This window comes from Streptomyces sp. SudanB5_2050 (genome assembly GCF_964272335.1).
Taxonomy (GTDB): Bacteria; Actinomycetota; Actinomycetes; order Streptomycetales; family Streptomycetaceae; genus Streptomyces; species Streptomyces rochei.
In genome coordinates this window covers 6,253,750-6,277,183 of record NZ_OZ186760.1, presented here as the reverse complement: position 1 = coordinate 6,277,183, position 23,434 = coordinate 6,253,750, and the positions used below count along the sequence as shown (strand labels likewise).

At 73.2% G+C, this 23,434-nt stretch carries 1 protein-coding gene and 1 pseudogene (1 of these 2 cut by a window edge); both read left to right on the top strand.

Going from position 1 to position 23,434, the window contains the following annotated elements:
• Window positions 1–288 precede the first annotated feature (288 nt).
• Entirely contained in the window at window positions 289–22,164 is a 21,876-nt protein-coding gene (locus tag ACFZP7_RS27795; RefSeq protein ID WP_385636457.1) for a non-ribosomal peptide synthase/polyketide synthase, read from the top strand.
• A pseudogene (locus tag ACFZP7_RS27790) lies at window positions 22,161–23,434 on the top strand (amino acid adenylation domain-containing protein) (its annotated part continues 9,646 nt past the right edge of the window); the annotation flags it as partial. The gene ACFZP7_RS27795 and the pseudogene ACFZP7_RS27790, both read left to right, overlap by 4 nt.

Sequence of the window (23,434 nt, the reverse complement as noted above, 5' to 3'; positions counted from 1 at the left end):
AGAATTACGGGAGCGCCCGCGGGAAAGAGGGGCGGCGCATTTTCGGGGCAGCAATGAGAAATGCGCGTGACTACACTCTACAAATCACCCGTATAACCTCGCTATCGGCTGGTTATCAACGTTCCTACCTGCGGTTATCCACTTGGATAACGATATTGACCATCTCGTCGCGGCCTTGCTAGCGTCCCAGTTCGCCCTTAGTCGAATGCCATCCGGGCTGCACCGTATTTGTTTTACCGCGCGCCACTGCGAGGCCGGGGGTTCCGGCAGAGGATTGTGAGGAGACAGGTGTCTGAGAAGTCTTCGGTCCGGCACGGTCTGACCAGCGCGCAGCACGAGGTGTGGCTCGCGCAGCAGCTGGATCCGCGCGGCACGCACTACAAGACGGGATCCTGCCTGGAGATCGACGGGCCGCTGGACCACGCGCTGCTGAGCACGGCCCTGCGGCACACCGTGTCCGAGACGGAGACGCTCTGCTCCCGCTTCCTCACCGACGAGGACGGCCACCCGTACCGCGCGTACTGCCCGCCCGCGCCGGAGGGTTCGGACGCCGTCGAGGGCCCGGACCACGTGCCGTACACGCCCGTGCTGCTGCACCACATCGACCTCTCGGACCACGCGGACCCCGAGGGCGAGGCCCAGCGGTGGATGGAGCGGGACCGTGCGACGCCGGTGTCCCTGGACCGGCCCGGCCTCAGCAGCCACGCGCTGTTCACGCTGGGCGGCGGCCGGCACGTGTACTACCTGGGCGTCCACCACATCGTGATCGACGGCACCAGCATGGCGCTGTTCTACGAGCGGCTGGCCGAGGTGTACCGGGCGCTGCGGGACGGGCACGAGGTCCCCGCCCACTCCTTCGGGGACACGGACCGGATGGTCGCCGGTGAGGTGGCCTATCGCGGCTCGGCGCGGCACGAGCGGGACCGGGCGTACTGGACCGGCCTGTTCGCCGACCGCCCCGAGCCCGTCTCGCTCACCGGCCGGGTCGGCGCCCGGGCACTGGCGCCGACCGTGCGGAGCCTGACCCTCGGCCCGGAGCGCACGGGCGTGCTCGGCCGGGCCGCCGAGGCGACCGGCGCGCACTGGGCGCGCGTGGTGATCGCCGGCGTGGGCGCCTTCGTGCACCGGATGACGGGCGCCCGGGACATCGTGGTGTCCGTGCCGGTCACCGGCCGCTACGGCGCGAACGCCCGGACGACGCCCGGCATGGTCTCCAACCGGCTGCCGCTGCGGCTGGCCGTGGACCCCGGCGACAGCTTCGCGCGGGTGGTCGAGAACGTGTCCGGGGCGATGAGCGGCCTGATGGCGCACAGCCGCTACCGCGGCGAGGACCTCGACCGGGAGCTGGGCGGCTCGGGGGTGTCGGGACCCTCCGTCAACGTCATGCCGTACATCAGACCGGTGGACTTCGGCGGTCCGGTCGGCCTGATGCGCAGCATCAGTTCGGGTCCGACGACCGACCTGACCATCGTGCTGTCCGGTACCCCCGAGACCGGCCTCCGCGTCGACTTCGAGGGCAACCCGCAGGTGTACGGCGTCCGGGACCTGGACTCGTTGCAGGAACGCTTCGTCCGGTTCCTGGCCGACCTGGCGGCGGACCCCGCGGCCAGGGTCGACGACGTCGCGCTGCTCACGCCCGACGAGCGGGACCTCGTCCTCGACGGATGGAACGACACCGCGCGCGAGGTGCCCGCCGCGACCCTGCCCGAGCTGCTCGCCGCGCGGGCCGCGCGCACCCCGGAGCACGAGGCCGTCGTCTACGAGGGCACCTCCCTGACGTACGCCGAACTCGACGCACGCGCCGAGCGGCTGGCCCGTGCGCTGACCGCCCGGGGCGCGGGCCCGGAGCGCTTCGTCGCGGTCGCCGTGCCCCGGTCGACCGAGCTGGTCGTGGCGCTCCTCGCGGTGCTCAGGTCGGGCGCGGCGTACGTGCCCGTCGACCCCGGCTATCCGGCCGACCGCATCGCGCACATCCTGCGGGACGCGGGCGCGATGCTCGTCCTGACCACGCGGGACGCCGAGGAGCGGCTGCCGCAGGACGGCACGCCCCGGCTGCTCCTCGACGGCCCGGCCGCCGTCCCGGAAACCGCCTCGACCGCACCCGCGACCGCGCCCGGCCCCGACCACCCGGCCTACGTCATCTACACCTCCGGGTCCACCGGGCGCCCCAAGGGCGTGGTCGTCTCCCACCGGGCGATCGTCAACCGCCTGGCCTGGATGCAGGACACCTACGGCCTGGAACCGTCCGACCGGGTGCTGCAGAAGACACCCTCCGGCTTCGACGTGTCCGTGTGGGAGTTCTTCTGGCCCCTCGTCCAGGGCGCCACGCTGGTCGTGGCCCGGCCCGAGGGCCACCTGGACCCGGCCTACCTGGCCGACACCGTCCGACGCGCGGGCGTGACCACCCTGCACTTCGTGCCGTCGATGCTCGACGTGTTCCTGCGGGAGCCGTCCGCGGCCTCGCTGAGCGGACTGCGCCGGGTGTTCTGCAGCGGTGAGGCCCTCTCGGCGGAGCTGCGCGCCCGATTCCGCTCCGTGTCGGACGTACCGCTGCACAACCTGTACGGGCCCACCGAGGCCGCCGTCGACGTGACGTACTGGCCGTGCGCCGAGGACACCGGCGACGGTCCGGTGCCGATCGGGCGCCCGGTGTGGAACACCCGGATGTACGTGCTCGACGCCGCACTGCGCCCGGTCCCGGCCGGTGTGCCCGGCGAGCTGTACATCGCCGGCGTGCAGCTCGCCCGCGGCTACCTGGGCCGTCCCGGCCTCAGCGCCGAACGCTTCACCGCCGACCCGCACGGAGTTCCCGGCAGCCGGATGTACCGCACCGGCGACCTCGCGCGCTGGAACCACGACGGCAGCCTCGACTACCTCGGCCGCGCCGACCACCAGGTCAAGCTGCGCGGCTTCCGCATCGAACTCGGCGAGATCGAGGCGGCGCTGGTACGGCAGCCGGAGGTCGACCAGGCCGCCGTCGTGCTGCGCGAGGACCGGCCCGGCGACCAGCGCCTCGTCGCCTACACCGTTCCCGCGCCCGGCTCGGAGGCGGACGCCGCCCCGCTCACCGCGCGCCTGCGCGAGCTGCTGCCCGGCTACATGGTGCCCGCCGCCTTCGTCACCCTGCCCCGGCTGCCGGTCACCCCCAACGGCAAGCTCGACCGCCGGGCCCTGCCCGCACCCGCGCGCACCGAGCGGTCCGGCGGACGGGCCCCGCGCACGCCGCACGAGGAGCTGCTGCGCACGCTGTTCGCCGAGGTGCTGGGCGTCGACGAGGTCGGCGTGGACGACGACTTCTTCGAACTGGGCGGCCACTCGCTGCTCGCCACCCGGCTGATCAGCCGCATCCGCTCCACCGCCGGCGCGGAGGTGCCGATCCAGCGGGTCTTCGAGTCGCCGAGCGTGGCGGAGCTGGCCCCGGCGCTGGAGGAGACCGGGCGGACCCGCGCGGCGGTCACCGCCCGGCCGCGCCCCGAGCGGCTGCCGCTGTCCTTCGCGCAGCGGCGCCTGTGGTTCATCCACCAGTACGAGGGGCCCTCGCCGCTGTACAACATCCCGGCGGCACTGCGGCTTTCCGGCCGGGTGGACGAGGCCGCGCTCTCGGACGCCCTCGCGGACGTGGTGGCCCGGCACGAGAGCCTGCGCACGGTCTTCGCCGAGGACGCGCACGGCCCCCACCAGGTGATCCTGGCCCCCGAACAGGTCCCGTCCCGTCTGGAGACGCTGGACAGCGCCCCGGAGCGGCTGGCCGACGACCTCGCGCGCACCGCGCGGCACTGCTTCGACCTCACGCGGGACGTGCCGCTGCGGGCCACGCTGCTGCGGGTGGCGCCCGAGGAACGTGTCCTGCTGCTCGTCCTGCACCACATCGCGGGCGACGGCTGGTCGCTGGCGCCCCTCGCCCGTGACCTCGGCACCGCCTACGCCGCCCGGTCGGCCGGCCGGGCCCCCGACTGGGCGCCGCTGCCGGTGCAGTACGCCGACTACACGCTCTGGCAGCGCGAACTGCTCGGCACGGGCGACGACGAGACGGGGAGCGAGGCCGGGGGCGAGGGCGGCGGCGAGGGCGCCCGGCAGCTCGCGCACTGGCGCGCGGCGCTCGCCGGACTGCCGGAGCGGCTGGAGCTGCCCACCGACCGGCCGCGCCCCGTGCGCCGCGACAACTCCGGCGCCCGCCTCGACGTGACGGTGCCCGCCGGCCTGCACCGCTCGCTCGCCGCGCTGGCCGGCGAGACCCGGACCAGCGTCTTCATGGTGCTCCAAGCCGCGCTCGCGGGGCTGCTGACGCGGCTCGGCGCCGGCACGGACGTACCGATCGGCTCGACCATCGCGGGCCGCACCGACGCGGCGGTGGAGAACCTGGTCGGCTTCTTCGTCAACACGCTCGTGCTGCGCACCGACACCGGCGGTGACCCCACCTTCCGCGAACTGCTCGGTCGCGTCCGCGAGGGCGACCTGGCCGCCTACGCCCACCAGGACGTGCCCTTCGAGCGACTCGTGGAGGCGGTCAACCCGGACCGGGCCACCTCCCACCACCCGCTGTTCCAGGTGATGCTGACCTTCGACACCAGCCGGCAGGACGCCTTGGGCGAGCTCGGCAGGCTGCCCGGGATCAGCACGTCGCTGCTGCCGGTGCACACCGGGCTGTCCCGGTTCGACCTCGTGTTCGCCTTCGACGAGCGGCGGGACGCGGAGGGCGGGCACGCCGGGCTGGACCTCGCGGTGGAGTTCAGCACCGAACTGTTCGACACCGCGAGCGTCCGCACCCTCACCGAGCGGCTGCTGCGGCTGCTCACGGAGGTCGCCGCCGACCCGGGCGCACGGCTCGGCGACGTCGACGTGCTCCTCCCCGGCGAACACCACGACCTGCTGGTGGCGGCCAACCGGCCGGACGGCGCCCCCGTTTCCCCCGCACCCGTCACCGCCACGCTGCCCGAGCTGTTCGAGCGGCAGGCCGCCCGGCACCCGGGTCGCACCGCGCTGACCTTCGAAGGCACCTCGCTCTCCTACGCCGACCTCAACGCCCGGGCCAACCGCCTGGCCCGGCTGCTGACGGCGCGCGGCATCGGCCCCGACGCGCTGGTCGCCCTCGCCCTGCCCCGCTCGGCCGAGCTGGTCGTGGCGCTGCTCGCGGTGGTCAAGTCGGGCGCCGCCTACGTCCCGCTGGACCCCGGCTACCCGGCCGACCGACTCGCCCACGCGCTGTCCGACTCCGCCCCCGCCGCTCTGCTCACCGACCGCGCCACCGCCGACCGCCTGCCCGCCCACGAGGTGCCCCTCGTCGTCCTCGGCGACGACCCGGCGCACCCGGACGGCGACGCGACGCGGGCCTACCCTGCCACCGACCTCGCGCAGAGCGAGCGGATCAGGCCCCTCGACCCGAGGGACACCGCCTACGTCATCTACACCTCCGGCTCGACCGGCCGCCCCAAGGGTGTGGCCGTGCCGCACCGCAACGTCGTGCGGCTCTTCTCCGCCACCGAGCAGTGGTTCGGCTTCGACGAGCACGACGTGTGGACGCTGTTCCACTCGTACGCCTTCGACTTCTCGGTGTGGGAGCTGTGGGGTCCGCTGCTGCACGGCGGCCGGCTCGTCGTCGTCCCGCACGACGTCAGCCGGGACCCCGCCGCCTTCCTGTCCCTGCTCGCCCGCGAGCGGGTCACCGTCCTCAACCAGACGCCGTCCGCGTTCCACCAACTGGCCGCCGCAGACCGGGAGAGCCGCGAGGAACTCGCCCTGCGCACGGTGGTGTTCGGCGGTGAGGCCCTGGACCTGTCCCGGCTGGCCGACTGGTACGAACGGCACGCCGAGGACGCGCCGGCCCTGGTCAACATGTACGGCATCACCGAGACCACCGTGCACGTCTCGCACATCGCCCTGGACCGGGCCACGGCCGCGGCCGCGTCGGCGAGCACGATCGGCGTCAACATCCCCGACCTGCGCGTCTACGTCCTCGACGACCGGCTGCGCCCCACCGCGCCCGGCGTCACCGGCGAGATGTACGTGGCCGGCGCGGGACTGGCCCGCGGCTACCTGGGCCGCCCGGCGCTCACCGCGGACCGCTTCCCCGCCGACCCGTACGCCGCCCTGTTCGGCGAGCACGGCACCCGCATGTACCGCACCGGCGACCTGGCCCGGCGCCGCACCGACGGCGGCCTGGACTACCTGGGCCGCGCCGACCAGCAGGTGAAGATCCGCGGCTTCCGCATCGAGCCCGGCGAGATCGAGGCCGTGCTCGCCGCCCACCCCGCCGTCGACGACGTCGCCGTGGTGGCGCGGGAGGACGTCCAGGGCGACCCGCGGCTCGTCGCGTACGTGGTGACCGGCACCGGCACGACCGCCCGCGCACTGCACGACCACGCCGCCGGGCACCTCCCCGACCACATGCTGCCGTCGGCGTTCGTCACGCTGGACGCGCTCCCGCTGACGCCCAACGGCAAGCTCGACGCCAAGGCGCTGCCCGCCCCCTCCCACGCGGGGCAGGTCACCGGACGCGCCCCGCGCGGGCCGCGCGAGGAGATCCTGTGCTCGCTGTTCGCCGAGGTCCTCGGGGTACCCCGGCTGACCGTGGACGACAGCTTCTTCGACCTCGGCGGCCACTCACTGCTCGCGACCCGGCTGGCCGCCCGTATCCGCAGCACCCTGGGCGTCGAACTGTCCGTGCGCCGGCTGTTCGAGAGCCCGACCGTCGCCGGGCTCTCCGCCGCCCTAGACGGGGCCGAGCGGGCCGGGGCGGCGCTGACGGCCGGGGCGCGCCCGGAGCGGCTGCCCCTGTCCTACGCCCAGCAGCGGCTGTGGTTCCTGCACCAGCTCGAAGGCCCCTCCCCCACCTACAACATCACCGGCGCGCTGCGGCTGACGGGCGCCCTCGTCCCCCGGGCGCTGCGCGCGGCCTTCCGGGACGTCGTCGTACGCCACGAGAGCCTGCGGACCGTCTTCACGGAGGACGCGCGGGGCGCCCGGCAGACCGTCCTCGACGCCGCGTCCGTGCGCTTCGAACTGCCGGTCACCGACCTCACCGAGGACCTGCTCGACCGCCGGCTCGAAGAGGCCGCCCGGCACTGCTTCGACCTGACGACCGACATCCCGGTGCGCGCGGAGCTGTTCCGGCTCGGCACCGACGAGCACGTGCTGCTGCTGATGGTCCACCACATCGCCGGCGACGGCTGGTCCCTCGGCCCGCTGGTCCGCGACCTGGCCGCCGCCTACACGGCCCGCGCGGCCGGCCACGCCCCCGACTGGGCGCCGCTGCCCGTGCAGTACGCGGACTTCGCCCTGTGGCAGCGCGCCTCGCTCGGGGACGCCTCCGACGCCACCAGCCCCGCCGGCCGGCAGCTCGCGTACTGGAAGCAGGCCCTGGCCGGGCTGCCCGACCGGGTCGAACTGCCCGCGGACCGGCCGCTGCCGGCCGTCGCCTCGCACCGCGGCGGCCGGGTCCCGCTGACCGTCCCCGCCGACCTGCACCGTGGCGCGGTGGCTCTGGCCAGGGAGTCCCGCACCAGCGTCTTCATGGTGCTCCAGGCGGCCCTGGCGGCCCTGCTGACCCGGCTGGGCGCGGGCGACGACATCCCCCTGGGCACCCCGGTGGCGGGCCGCGGCGACGACGCCGTGGACCAGGTCGTCGGCTTCTTCGTCAACACCCTGGTGCTGCGCACCGACACGAGCGGCGACCCCACCTTCCGGCAGCTCCTCGACCGGGTGCGGGACACCGACCTGAGCGCCTACGACCACCAGGACCTGCCCTTCGAGCACTTGGTGGACGTCCTCTCGCCGACCCGGTCGCTCTCCCACAACCCGCTCTTCCAGGTGCTGCTGAGCCTGGACACCACCCAGCAGGACGCCCTCGCGGCGCTCGCCACCACCGGCCTCGGCGTGCGCCTGCTGGACGTGACCACCGGCGTCGCCAAGCTGGACCTCGCCCTGGAACTCGCCGAGCACCGCGACGCCGACGGCACCCCCGCCGGACTGGTGGGCGCGGCCGAGTACAGCGCGGACCTGTTCGACGAGGGCACGGTCGCGCTGCTGGTGGAGAGGTTCCTGCGGCTCCTGGCCGCGCTGGTCGCCGATCCCGGCCGGCGCATCGGCGAGGTGGACGTGCTCAGCTCCCGGGAACTGGACCGCGTCCTGGTCGAGTGGAACGACACGCCCCGCAGTCCGGTGGACCGCACCTTCGCCGACTACGTCGCCGAGCACGCCGCCGACCGCCCGGACCACCTCGCCGTCGAGTCCGCGGACGGAACCCTGACCTACGGTGAACTCAACGAGCGTGCCAACCGGCTGGCCCGCCGCTTCCTCGAACTGGGCGCGGGCCCCGAGCGGTTCGTGGCGGTCGCCCTGCCCCGCTCGGCAGACCTGGTCGTCTCGGCGCTCGCCGCCTTCAAGGCGGGCGCGGCCTACCTTCCCGTCGATCCGGCCTACCCCGCCGAGCGCATCACCCACCTCGTCCGCGACGCGTCGCCCACCCTCGTCGTCACCACGTCCGCCCTGGCCGCCGGACTCCCGGACACGGGGACGCCCGTCCTCCTGCTCGACGACGCCGGGACCGCCTCGGCCCTCGCCGCGCTCCCGGGCCACGACGTCACCGACGCCGACCGGCCGGCCCCGCTGCGCCCCGAGCACCCCGCGTACATGATCTACACCTCGGGTACGACGGGCCGCCCCAAGGGCGTCGTCGTCACCCACACCGGCCTGCCCGGCCTCGTGGACATCTTCACCCGCGACTGCGCGGCGGGCCCGGGCAGCAAGGTGCTCCAGCATCTCTCGCCGAGCTTCGACGCCTCGTTCTGGGAGCTGGCGATGGGGCTGCTCACCGGCGCCGCCCTGGTCGTGGCGCCGCAGGAGACCACGCCGGGACCGGAGCTGGCCGAGCTGGCGACCCGGCACGCGGCGACCCACCTGAGCCTGACGACCTCCGTCCTCGGACTGCTGCCCGAGGGGTCCCTGCCCGAGGGCCTGACCCTCGTCGTGGGCGCCGAGGCGATCCCGCCCGAGCTGGTGGAACGCTGGTCGCCGGGCCGTACGATGCTCAACTCCTACGGTCCCACCGAGACCACGGTCTGCTCCACCATGAGCGGGCCGCTGTCCGGCCCCCACACCCCGCCCATCGGCTCCCCCGTCACCAACACCGCCGTCTACGTGCTGGACGCGGCCCTGCGCCCGGTCCCGCCCGGTGTGCCCGGGGAGCTGTACGCCGCCGGACCGCACCTGGCCCGCGGCTACCACGCCCGCCCCGGCCTGACTTCCGAGCGGTTCGTGGCCAACCCCTTCGGCGACCCCGGCACCCGGCTCTACCGCACCGGCGACCTGGTGCGCTGGCTGCCGGACGGCGAACTGGAGTACCTGGGCCGCGTCGACACCCAGGTCAAGATCCGCGGCCTGCGGATCGAGCCCACCGAGATCGAGGCGGTCATCACCGAGCGCCCGCACCTGGCGCGGGCCGCCGTGATCGTACGGGAGGACCGGCCCGGCGACCGGCGGCTCGTGGCCTACGTCGTGCCCGAGCCCGGCCGCACCGTGGACACCGCCGCTCTCCGCGCCGAACTGCGCGAGACCCTGCCCGACCACATGATCCCGACGGCGTTCGTCGTGCTGGCCGCGCTGCCCCTGACGATCAACGGCAAGCTGGACCGCAAGGCACTGCCCGCCCCCGACTACTCCGCCCGCACCTCGGGCCGGGCCGCCCGCGACCCGCGCGAGCGGCTGCTGGTCGAGCTGTTCGGCGAGATCCTCGGCGTGGAGTCGGCCGGCGTCGACGACGGCTTCTTCGACCTGGGCGGGGACAGCATCCTCTCCATCCAGCTCGTCGGCCGCGCCCGCGCGGCGGGCCTGGTCCTGTCCGTACGGGACGTCTTCGAGCACCAGACGCCCGCGCTGCTGGCCCGGTCGGCCGCCGAAGGGGCGGGCCCGGACCGCTCCGCGCGGGACACGGACGTCCCCGCCTACGGCCCGACGCCCCGCACCCCGATGATGGGCTGGTTCGCGGACCTCGGCTCCGACATGGCGGAGTTCAACCAGTCACTGGTCCTGCGTGTGCCCGCGGCTCTCGACTTCGACCGGCTCGGTACCGCCCTGCGGGCCGTGCTGGACCGTCACGACGCGCTGCGCATGCGGGTGGCCGGCGACTGGACCATCGAGGTTCCGGAGCCGGGCTCCGTGACACCGGCCGACTGCCTGGTCCGCTTCGACGCCGTGGGCCTGGACGAGTCCGCCGTGCGCTCGGCGGTCACCGAGCAGGCGAGGGCGGCCCGGTCCCGCCTGGCTCCGGCGGACGGCCGCATGCTCCAGGCGGTCTGGCTGGACCGGGGCGCCGCCCAGGACGGTCTGCTCGTCCTGGTCGCCAACCACCTGGTCATGGACGGCGTCACCTGGCGCATCCTCATCCCGGACCTGGCGGCCGCCTACGCCGGCGACGCCCTGGCACCCGTGGGCACACCGTGGCGCCGGTGGGCGCTGGCCCTCACCGACCTCGCCGGGCAGCCGCGGACCGAGGAGGAGCTGGAACACTGGCGTTCGGTACTCGGCGACACCCCGCGCGCCCTGCGCGTGGACCCCGCGCGGGACACCCACGCGACCGCGGGCGAGATCACCGCCGAGCTCGACGCGGACACCACCGAGGCCCTGCTCACCTGGGTCCCCGGCGTCTGCCGCGCGACCATCAACGACGTGCTCCTGAGCACCTTCGCCCTGGCCGTCGCCCAGTGGCGGCACGGCCGCGCCGAGGACCCCTCCGCACCCGTCGTCGTCGACCTGGAGAGCCACGGCCGGCACGAGGAGGCGGTCCCGGGCGCCGAACTCAGCCGCACGGCAGGGTGGTTCACGTCGATGTACCCGATCCGGCTGGCCCCGCCCGCCGCCTCCGGTGACGTATCGGCGATCCGGACGCTGAAGGCCGTCAAGGAGCAGCTGCGCGCCGTACCGGGCGACGGCCTCGGCTACGGCCTGCTGCGCCACCTCAACCCTCGCACCCGGGACGTCCTCGCCGCGCTGCCCGTCCCCGAGTTCGGCTTCAACTACCTCGGTCAGATCGGCCAGGAGGGCTCCGACGAGGACCCGTGGACCATCGAGGGCGGCGACGTCGCCGGCATCGACGGCGCCATGCCACTGGCCCACCCCGTGGACGTGAACGCCGTCGCCCGCGAAACCGCCGACGGCACCCGGCTGCGTGCCCGCTGGACCTACTCCCGCACCGAGCTGGAGACCGAGGAAACCCAGCGGCTGGCCGACGCCTGGTTCCGGATGCTGCGCCGCCTCGTCGAGGAGGCCCGGCAGCCCGGCGCAGGCGGCCTCACCCCCTCGGACATCGCGCACCCGACGCTCGGCCAGGACGAGATCGAGCACCTGGAGAGCGACCTCCCCGGCCTTCAGGACGTCCTGCCCCTCGCCCCCCTCCAGGAGGGCTTCCTCTTCCTCAACCTGTACGACGAGAACGCCCGCGACGTCTACGTCGGCCAGCTCGCCTTCGACCTGGAGGGCACCTTCGACGGCGCCCGGATGCGCGCGGCGGCCCACGCCCTGCTGCGCCGGCACGCCAACCTGCGGGCCGGGTTCCGGCAGACCGGGTCCGGCGCGTGGGTGCAGGTGGTGCCCGCCGACGTCGCCCCGGACTGGCGGGAGTACGACCTGACCGACCGCGCCGAGAACGAGCGGGACACGGAGGCCGCGCGTCTGGCCGCCGACGACCGGGAACGCCGGTTCGACCTCACCAGCCCGCCGCTGATGCGCTTCACCGCGATCCGGCTCTCCGCCGACCGCGTCCGCCTGGTGATGACCAACCACCACATCCTGCTCGACGGCTGGTCCATGCCCCTGCTCTGGCAGGAACTGACCGAGCTGTACGTCTCCGGCGGCGACCCCGTGAGTCTGCCCCGGGTCCGCCCGTACCGCGAGTACCTGGCCTGGCTCGACGCCCGCGACCGGGAGGCCGCCCGGACCGCCTGGCAGGAGTCCCTGTCCGGCCTCGACGAGGCCACCCTTCTCGCCCCGGGCGCCGGCCCGGCCGAGGCGGCGCCCCTGAGCGTCCCCTTCGGCCTGGACCGCGACGCCACGGCCGCCCTCTCCGCCTGGGCGCGGGGGCATGGGGTGACCATGAACACCGTGGTGCAGGGCGCCTGGGCACTCGCCCTCGCCCAGGCGACCGGCCGCGACGACGTCGTCTTCGGCGCCACCGTCTCCGGCCGCCCGCCCGAGCTGCCCGGCGTCGAATCGATGATCGGGCTCTTCATCAACACCCTGCCCGTCCGCGCCCGCCTCGACCACGCCGAACCCCTGGGCGACCTCTTCCGCCGCCTCCAGGCCGAACAGGCCCGCCTCCTGGACCACCAGTGGGCCGGACTCGCCGACATCCAGCGCTGGGCCGGACACGGCGAACTCTTCGACACCGCCATGGTCTTCCAGAACTACCCGGTGAGCGCCGACACGACGAGCCGCCAGCTCGACGGGCTGCGGGTGGCCGGTTACGACGCGGTCGAGAGCACGGACTTCGCCGTCAACCTCGTGGCCCACACCCGCGACGACGCCCTGCGGCTGCGCCTCGACCACCGCGCGGACACCTGCCCCGGCGACCTCGTCCGCTCACTGGCGGACCGGATGCTGCGGGTCCTTGAGGCCCTGGTCACCGACTCCGACATCCCGGTGGCCCGCCTGGACACCCTCGACCCGGCCGAGCGGGAACGGGTCCTGGTCGAATGGAACGGCGCCCGTACCGAACTCCCCGGGACACCGCTGCACGAACTGATCACCGAGCAGGCCCACCGGACACCGGACGCGACCGCTGTGGCCTGTGGGGACACCTCCCTCACCTACGCCGAACTGGACGCCCGTGCCAACCAGCTCGCCCGGCACCTGCTGGAACAGGGTGTGGGAGCCGAGGACTTCGTCGCGATCACACTGCCGAAATCGCTCGACGCGATCACCAGCATGCTCGCCGTCCTCAAGACCGGCGCCGCCTACCTGCCCATCGACCCGGACTACCCCACCGAGCGCATCGACTACATCCTCGGCGACGCACGACCGGCCCTCACCCTCACCGAGCCGGTGAACTCCGCGGACTACGAGAACCGTCCCCACGGGCCCCTGACGGATGCGGATCGCCGTAGCCCGTGGTCACCACGCCACGCCGCCTACATGATCTACACCTCCGGCTCCACCGGCCGCCCCAAGGGCGTCATCATCGAACACCACGCCCTCGCGACCTACCTCCACCGGGCCCGCACCACCTACACCGCCATGAACGGCGACACCGTCCTGCACTCCCCCCTCGCCTTCGATCTCACCATCACCGCCCTGTGGACGCCTCTCACCGCCGGCGGAACGGTCCACCTGACGAGCTTGGAAGAGACGGTGGCGCAACCGAGCCTGATCAAGGCCACCCCCAGCCATCTCCCCCTGCTCACCGCCCTGCCGGAGACGGCTTCTCCCTCCCACACCCTCATCCTGGGCGGGGAGGCACTGCACACCGACCACCTGACGGCCTGGCGTGCCCAGCACCCCCATGTGCAGGTCGTCAACGCCTACGGACCCACCGAATCCACCGTCAACATCACCGACCACCACCTCGACGGCACGGAAGAGGGCTCCGTCCCGATCGGACGGCCGTTCGCCAACACCCAGGTCTACGTACTCGATGCAGCCCTGCGCCCCGTGCCCCCCGGCATCACAGGAGAGCTCTACCTCGCCGGTGAACAACTCGCCCGCGGCTACCACGGACGCCCCGCCCTGACTTCCGAGCGGTTCGTGGCCAACCCCTTCGGCGACCCCGGCACCCGGCTCTACCGCACCGGCGACCTCGCCCACTGGAACCACCACGGCCACCTCACCTACGACGGCCGCACCGACCACCAGATCAAACTCCGCGGCCACCGCATCGAACTCGGTGAAATCGACACCACCCTCAACAACCAGCCGGGTATCAGCCAGGCCACCGTCCAACTCCGCGAAGACACCCCCGGCGACCAACGACTCGTCGCCTACATCGTCACCACCGACGAATACGACGCCGAGGCCACGACCGCCGCCCTGCGCGGCCGGCTCCCCGACTACATGGTGCCCACCGCCTACGTCGTCCTCGACGCCCTCCCCCTCACCCCCAACGGCAAACTCGACCGCAAAGCCCTCCCCGCACCTACCTACACCTCCGCAACCACCGGACGAACCCCCCGCACCCCCCGCGAAGAAGTCCTCTGCACCCTCTTCGCCGAAGTACTCGGCGTCGACCGCGTCACCATCGACGACAACTTCTTCGACCTCGGCGGACACTCCCTCCTCGCCACCCGCCTCGTCAGCCGCACCCGCACCGCACTGCACGTCGAACTCTCCATCCGGCAACTGTTCGAGACGCCGACCGTGGCGGGACTCGCCGACGCCCTCGACACCTCCGGCACCGTCCGCACCGCACTCACCGCGAAGCCGCGTCCCGAGCGCATCCCGCTCTCCTACGCCCAGCAGCGCCTCTGGTTCCTCCACCAGCTCGAAGGCCCCTCGGCGACCTACAACACCGTGCTCACGCTGCGTCTCGACGGCACCCTGGACGTGGAGGCCCTGCGCGCGGCGATCGGTGATGTCGTCGCCCGGCACGAGAGCCTGCGCACGGTCTTCACCGAGGACGAGCAAGGCGCATACCAGATCGTGCTGCCCGTCGAGGCCGCCTCGACGCCCTTCACGGTCGTCGACGTGACCGAGGAAGAGGTCGGCGCCCGGCTCGACGAGGCCGTGGGCCACCGCTTCGACCTGGCTCAGGAACTCCCCGCACGCACCTCGCTGTTCCGGGTGTCGGAGCGGGAGCACGTGCTGCTGCTCCTCATCCACCACATCGCCAGCGACGCCTGGTCCCGGGCGCCCCTCGCCCAGGACCTCACCGCCGCCTACGCGGCGCGCGTCCGCAGCGAGGCGCCCGCGTGGGCTCCGCTGGCCGTCCAGTACGCGGACTACGCGCTCTGGCAGCAGGAAATCCTCGGCGCCGAGACCGACTCCGGCAGCCTGGCGGGCCGCCAGCTCGACTACTGGAAGCAACAACTGGCCGACCTGCCCGAGCAGCTCGACCTCCCCACCGACCGGCCCCGGCCGGCCGTCGCGGGGTACTCGGGCGACCGCATTCCGTTCACCGTGCCGGCAGAGCTGCACGCACGGCTGACGGAGCTGGCGCGCGCCACCAACACCAGTGCGTTCATGGTGATCCAGGCGGCGGTCGCGGTCCTGCTCACGCGTCTCGGTGCGGGTGAGGACATCCCGATCGGCACGCCCGTCGCGGGGCGCACGGACGACGCCGCCGACGACCTGATCGGGCTCTTCATCAACACGCTGGTCCTTCGCACGGACACGGCCGGTGATCCGTCCTTCCGCCGGCTCCTCGACCGCGTGCGCGACACCGACCTCGCCGCCTACGCCCACCAGGACCTGCCCTTCGAGCGGCTGGTCGAGGCGCTCAATCCGACCCGGACGTTGTCCCATCACCCGCTCTTCCAGGTTCTGCTGACCTTCAACAACACGGACCACGAGGGCGCGCTGAAGGACATCGCCGGCCTTCCGGGGCTCGCTGTCACGCTCCGGGAGGTGCAGCGGACCTCGTCGAAGTTCGACCTCTCGTTCGGGTTCGCGGAGTCCTTCGACGCGTCACGCCGGCCGCAAGGCATCGAAGCGGCGCTGGACTTCAGTACGGAACTCCTCGACCGTGACTCCGCCCAGGCCATCGCGGACCGGTTCCTCCGGGTGCTGGAGGCGGCCACCGCGCTTCCGGACCGGCCGATCGGCACGATCGACCTGATGGACGCGGCCGAGCGGGAACGGGTCCTGGTCGATTGGAACGGCGCCCGTACCGAACTCCCCGGCACACCGCTGCACGAACTGATCACCGAGCAGGCCCACCGCACCCCGGACGCGACCGCCGTGGTGTGCGGGGACACCTCCCTCACCTACGCCGAACTGGACGCCCGCGCCAACCAGCTCGCCCGGCACCTGCTGGAACAGGGTGTGGGAGCCGAGGACTTCGTCGCGATCGCACTGCCGAAGTCGCTCGACGCGATCACCAGCATGCTGGCCGTCCTCAAGACCGGTGCCGCCTACCTGCCCATCGACCCGGACTACCCCGCCGAGCGCATCGACTACATCCTCGGCGACGCACGACCGGCCCTGACCCTCACCGAGCCGATACCCGAAGAGCAGTACGCCGGACACCCCACCACGACGCTCACCGACACAGAGCGCCGTAGCCCGTGGTCACCAGGCCATGCCGCCTACATGATCTACACCTCCGGCTCCACCGGCCGCCCCAAGGGCGTCATCATCGAACACCACGCCCTCGCCACCTACCTCCACCGGGCCCGCAGGACCTACACCGCCATGAACGGCGACACCGTCCTGCACTCCCCCCTCGCCTTCGACCTCACCATCACCGCCCTCTGGACACCCCTCACCGCCGGCGGAACCGTCCACCTCACCAGCCTCGAAGAGACGGTGACACAACCAACTCTCATCAAGGCCACCCCCAGCCACCTCCCCCTGCTCACCACCCTGCCGGAGACGGCCTCCCCCTCCCACACCCTCATCCTCGGCGGGGAAGCACTTCACACCGACCACCTCGCCACCTGGCGTGCCCAGCACCCCCACGTCCAGGTCATCAACGCCTACGGACCCACCGAATCCACCGTCAACATCACCGACCACCAGGTAAACGAAGACACACCTGACGGCCCCGTCCCGATCGGACGGCCCTTCGCCAACACCCAGGTCTACGTACTCGACGCCGCCCTGCGCCCCGTACCCCCCGGCATCACAGGAGAGCTCTACCTCGCCGGAGAACAACTCGCCCGCGGCTACCACGGACGCCCCGCCCTGACTTCCGAGCGGTTCGTGGCCAACCCCTTCGGCGACCCCGGCACCCGGCTCTACCGCACCGGCGACCTCGCCCACTGGAACCACCACGGCCACCTCACCTACGACGGCCGCACCGACCACCAGATCAAACTCCGCGGCCACCGCATCGAACTCGGCGAAATCGACACCACCCTCAACAACCAGCCCGGCATCACCCAAGCCACCGTCCAACTCCGCGAAGACACCCCCGGCGACCAGCGACTCGTCGCCTACCTGGTCACCACCGACGAATACGACGAGACCACCCTCCGGGACGCAGTCGCCCACGCCCTCCCCGACTACATGCGCCCCACCGCCTACGTCACCCTCGACGCCCTCCCCCTCACCCCCAACGGCAAACTCGACCGCAAAGCCCTCCCCACACCCACCTACACCCCCACAACCACCGGACGAACCCCCCGCACCCCCCGCGAAGAAATCCTCTGCACCCTCTTCGCCGAAGTACTCGGCGTGGACCGCGTCACCATCGACGACAACTTCTTCGACCTCGGCGGACACTCCCTTCTCGCCACCCGCCTCGTCAGCCGCGTCCGCACCGCACTGCACGTCGAGCTGTCCGTGCGGCAGTTCTTCGAGACGCCGACGATCGCCGGGCTCTCGGGTGCGCTCGACCAGGCCGACGGTGCGCGGGCCGCGCTCACCGCGCAGCCGCGTCCCGAGCGCATCCCGCTCTCCTACGCCCAGCAGCGCCTCTGGTTCCTCCACCAGCTCGAAGGCCCCTCGGCGACCTACAACATCCCCACCACCCTCCGCCTCACCGGCACCCTCGACCACGACGCCCTGCACGCGGCGATCAACGACCTGCTCGCCCGGCACGAGAGCCTGCGCACCACCTACACCGAGGACGAACAGGGGCCCCGGCAGGTGATTCGGGAGTGGGAGCCCGGGCTGCTGCCGCTGGTCGTGGTCGACACCGAGGAAGGTGAGCTGGACGCGCGGCTCTCCGGGGCCGTTCACCACGCGTTCGACCTCACGGCCGGGATTCCGGTGCGGGCGACACTGTTCCGGATCTCGGAGCGGGAGCACGTGCTGCTGCTCCTCATCCACCACATCGCCACCGACGCCTGGTCCCGCACGCCGCTGGGGCAGGACCTCGCCGCCGCCTACACGGCGCGGTGTGCGGGCGACGCGCCGGCCTGGGAGCCGCTGCCCGTCCAGTACGCCGACTACGCGCTGTGGCAGCGGGAGGTTCTCGGGGACGAGGCCGACGCCGACAGCGCGGCCGGCCGGCAGCTCGCCCACTGGAAGGATCGGCTGGCCGGGCTGCCGGAGCAGTTGGAGCTGCCCACCGACCGGCCCCGGCCGGCCGTCGCCGCCCAGGACGGCGACCGGGTCGCGTTCTCGCTCGACGCGGGCCTGTACGCGCGGTTGACGGAGCTGGCCAGGAGCACGCACTCGAGTACGTTCATGGTGGTGCAGGCGGCACTCGCCGCGCTGCTGACACGGCTGGGCGCGGGTGAGGACATCCCGATCGGCACGCCGGTCGCGGGCCGCACGGACGGCGCGACGGAGAACCTCGTCGGCTTCTTCGTCAACACGCTGGTCCTGCGCACCGACACCAGCGGCAACCCCACCTTCCGGGATCTGCTGGAGAAGACGCGCCGTACCGACCTGGCCGCCTACGCCCACCAGGACCTGCCCTTCGAGCGGCTGGTGGAGGCGCTCAACCCGGTCCGGACGCTGGCCCACCACCCCCTCTTCCAGGTCATGCTCATCCTGAGCACGGCCGACACGGACCCGGACGCCTCGCTCGCCCTGCCGGGGCTTCGGGTCGGCGTGGAACGCAGCCGGCTCGGTGCGGCCAAGGTCGACCTGGCCTTCGCGCTGGCCGAGACCCGGGACGGCGAGGGCCGGAGCACCGGACTCACGGGAGCGCTGGACTTCCGGACCGATCTGTTCGACCGGTCGACGGCACGTTCCCTGGTGGAGCGGTTCGTGCGGGTCCTGGAGACGGTCGTCACCGACCCCGGTGTCCGGCTGTCCCACGTACCGGTGCTGGCCGGCACCGAACGCCACCGGTTGCTCGGCGAGGGGGCCGGGACCGCGCTGGAGGACCTGGACGCGACGCTCCCCGAGCTGTTCGCGGCGCAGGTGCTGCGTACGCCCGACGCGCCCGCCCTGGTGCAGGGCGCGACGACGGTGTCCTACGCCGAACTCGACGCCCGCACCACCCGTCTCGCCCGGGTGCTGCGGCAGCAGGGGGTGCGGCCGGGGACGCCCGTGGTCATGCTGATGGAGCGGTCCCTGGCCCACGTGGTGGCGACCCTGGCCATCAGCAGGGCGGGCGGCGCCTACGTACCACTGCACGACACGTATCCCCTCGACCGGATGCGGCACGTGGTGGCGGACACCGCGGCGACGCTCGTCCTGGCCGACCGGGCCGAGGCGGCACGGGCCGGGGAACTGGGTGCGCGGGTCATGGTGGTCGACGAGTTCGGCGCCCCGCCCGGGTCCGGGTACGTCGACGGCGTACCGGACGTGGGGCTGTGCCCGCAGGATCTCGCGTACGTGATGTACACCTCCGGATCCACCGGGGTGCCGAAGGGCGTGGCGGTCACCCATCGCGGAGTCGTGGACCTGGTCCGCGACCACTGCTGGCGGCCGGATGCCCACGAGCGGGTGCTGCTGCACGCCCCGCACGCGTTCGACGTGTCCTGCTACGAGATGTGGGTGCCGCTGGTCTCCGGCGGAACGGTCGTCGTGGCACCGCCCGGGCACCTGGACGCGGCCGCCGTCACCGATCTGATCGCCGCTCACGACATCACCGCGATCCACCTCACCGCGGGCTTCTTCCGGGTCGTCGCCGAGGAGGCGCCGGAGTGTTTCGCCGGGGTGCGGGAGGTGCTGACCGGCGGTGACGTGGTCTCGCCCGCCGCGGTCGCCCGGGTGCTGGAGCACGCCCCGCGGACCGTGCTGCGCCACCTGTACGGGCCGACGGAGACGACGCTGTGCGTGACGCAGCACGAGGTCCGGGCGCCGTACGCGGCCCGCGGCAGCCTGCCGGTCGGCCGTCCGACGGGGAACACCCGGGCGTACGTGCTCGACCAGTACCTCCAGCCGGTGCCCGCCGGGGTGCCGGGCGAGCTGTTCATCTCCGGCACCGGCCTGGCGCGCGGCTACCTGGGCCGCCCCGACCTGACCTCCGAGCGGTTCGTCGCCGATCCGTACGGCGGGTCCGGCGAGCGGATGTACCGCACCGGCGACCTGGTCCGCTACAACCCGGCGGGCGAGCTGGAGTACCTGGCCCGCGCGGACGACCAGGTCAAGATCCGCGGCTTCCGGGTGGAGCTGGGCGAGATCGAGACGGTCCTGTCCACGCGTCCCGAGCTGGCCCAGGCCGCCGTCGTCGTCCGCGAGGACCGGCCCGGCGACCGGCGCCTGGTCGCCTACGTGGTGGCCGCAGAGGGCCGGGCCGGCGAGGCGGGCCCGGACGCGCTGCGCGCCTTCGCCCGCCAGGCGCTGCCCGACTACATGGTGCCGTCGGCCTTCGTGGTCCTCGACGCCCTGCCGCTGACCGTCAACGGCAAGCTGGACCGCAAGGCGCTGCCCGCACCCGACTACGCGGCGGCGTCCACCGGGCGGGCCGCCCGCACCCCCGCCGAGGAGCTGCTGTGCACGCTCTTCGCCGAGGTACTGGGCCTGTCCACGGTCGGCATCGACGACGGGTTCTTCGACCTGGGCGGCGACAGCATCCTGTCCATCCAGCTCGTCAGCCGGGCCCGCGCGGCCGGACTGCCCCTCGCCGTCCGCGACGTCTTCGAGTACCAGTCGACGGCCGAGCTGGCCGCGGCCCTGGCCGAGCGGGACGGCGACGCCCACCCGGAGGTCGACGAGGTGCCGCCGCACGGTCCGGTCCCGCTGACCCCGGTGATGGCCCGGGTCGCCGAACTCGGTCTGGGCGGTGACGACTTCAACCAGTCCGTCGTGGTCTCCCTGCCGCCCGCGGTGGACGGCGACAGACTGGCCGGGGCCCTCCAGAGCGTGCTGGACCACCATGACGCGCTGCGACTGCTGGTCCGCCCCGACGGAAGCGCCGAGGTGCGTGGACCGGGCAGTGTGCCGGCGGCGGACGTGCTCCGCGTCGTCACCGGGTCGCCCGGCGCCGACGACCTCGACGGCCTGGTCGCGGAAGTGGCCCGAGCCGCGCGGGACCGCCTCGCACCTGCCGAGGGCCGCATGCTCCAGGCGGTGCTCGTGGACCGCGGGGCCGAACGGGCCGGCGTACTGGTCCTGGTCGCCCACCACCTGGTGGTCGACTCGGTGACGTGGAGCATCGTCGTGCCGGACCTCGCGACGGCGTACCGGGGCGCCGAACCGGCACCCGTGGGCACCTCGTGGCGGCAGTGGGCCACCTCCCTGGAACGGCTCGCCACCGACCCCAGGGTCGAGGCGGAGATCACCCACTGGGAGCACACGCTCGCCGGGGCGGGCGCGCTGCGGCTGGACCGTGCGCGCGATGTCCAGGGCGAAGCCGGACGCGTCGGCCTCGACCTGCCCTCGCCCACGACCGAGGCCCTGCTCACGCAGGTGCCGGGGAGCGTCAACGCCAGTGTGAACGACGTTCTGCTGACCGCCTTCGCGTTCGCCGTCGCCGAGTGGCGGCGCGGGCGCGGTGACGACCCGGACGCGCCCGTCGTGGTCGACCTGGAGAGCCACGGCCGGCACGAGGACGCCGTGCCGGGCGCCGAACTCAGCCGCACGGCGGGCTGGTTCACCGCCCTCCATCCGGTACGACTGGCCCCGGACGTCACCGACTGGGGGCGGCTGCACCAGGACGGCGACGCGCTCCAGGACGGCCTCAAGCAGGTCAAGGAGCAGATACGGGCCGTGCCGGGCGACGGCATCGGCTTCGGCCTGCTGCGCCACCTCAACCCCACCACCGGGCCTCGCCTGGCGAGCCTCCCCGAGCCCGACTTCGGCTTCAACTATCTGGGCCGACGGGTCGCCCCGGCCACCGGCGCCCCTGAGCCGTGGACCGTGACCGGCGGCGGGGTGGCCGCGTCGCGACCGGCGGCGCCGATGGCCCACGCGGTGGAGATCAGCGCGGTCGTGCACGAGGGAGCGGACGGCCCCCGACTGCGCGCGGAATGGACCTACGCACGCCGCCTGGTCCCCGATCACGACGCCCGGCTCCTGGCCGAGCACTGGTTCCGGGCACTGGAAGCCCTGGTGGAACATGCCGGCCGTCCCGGCGCGGGCGGCCTGACGCCCTCCGACGTGACCCTCGACTCGCTGAGTCAGTCCGAGATCGAGGAGTTCGAGTCCGACCTTGAGTCCGAGTGGGAGATTGAGCAGTGAGCCAGCAACCGTCTCGTTCGCGTAGCAAGATCGAGGACATTCTTCCGCTCTCCCCGCTGCAAGAGGGCTTCGTGTTCCTCGGGCTGCTGCACACGGAGGGGCCCGACCTCTACGTCGGCCAGGTCGCCTTCGACCTGGAGGGCCCGTTCGACGGCGCCCGGATGCGCGCGGCGGCCGAGGCCCTGCTGCGCCGGCACGCCAACCTGCGGGCCGGGTTCCGGCAGCGCAAGAACGGGGCTTGGGCCCAACTCGTCCTGCACGACGTCGACCTGCCGTGGCAGGACGCCGACCTGAGCGCGCTGCCCGAGGACGAGCGCGGCCCCGAGGCCGACCGGCTCGCCGCCGCCGACCGCGCCCGCCGCTTCGACCTCGGCCGCCCGCCGCTGCTGCGCTTCACGGCGATCCGGCTCTCCGCCGGCCACGTCCGGCTGGTGATGACCAACCACCACATCGTGCTCGACGGCTGGTCCATGCCGGTCCTGCTGCGCGAGCTGATGGCGCTGTACGCCTCCGGTGGCGATCCCGCGGCACTCCCCCGGGTCCGCCCGTACCGCGAGTACCTGGCCTGGCTCGACGCCCGCGACCGGGAGGCCGCCCGGACCGCCTGGCAGGAGTCCCTCTCCGGCCTCGACGAGGCCACCCTCCTCGCCCCGGCCGGGTCGGCGGCGTCCACCGCGCCCGAGCACGTGTCGTTCACCGTGGATCCCGAGGTCAGCGGTGCGCTGGCGGCCTGGGCGCGGGGCCAGGGGGTGACCATGAACACCGTGGTGCAGGGCGCCTGGGCACTCGCCCTCGCCCAGGCGACCGGCCGCGACGACGTCGTCTTCGGCGCCACCGTCTCCGGCCGCCCGCCCGAGCTGCCCGGCGTCGAGTCGATGATCGGGCTCTTCATCAACACCCTGCCCGTCCGCGCCCGCCTCGACCACGCCGAGCCACTGGGCGACCTCTTCCGCCGCCTCCAGGCCGAACAGGCCCGCCTCCTGGACCACCAGTGGGCCGGACTCGCCGACATCCAGCGCTGGGCCGGACACGGCGAACTCTTCGACACCGCCATGGTCTTCCAGAACTACCCGGTCGAGGACGGCGACCTCACCGCCGCCTCCGAGCCCGACCGGCTCCGGGTGGCCTCGGCGGACATCAAGGGCGGCACCCACTTCGCCGTCAACGTCGTCGCGACGATGCGCGGGGCGGAGTTGTCCTTCCGCGTGGACTACCGCCCCGACCTCTACGACGAGGAGTACGCCCGCGACTTCGGCCGGCGGATGCTGCG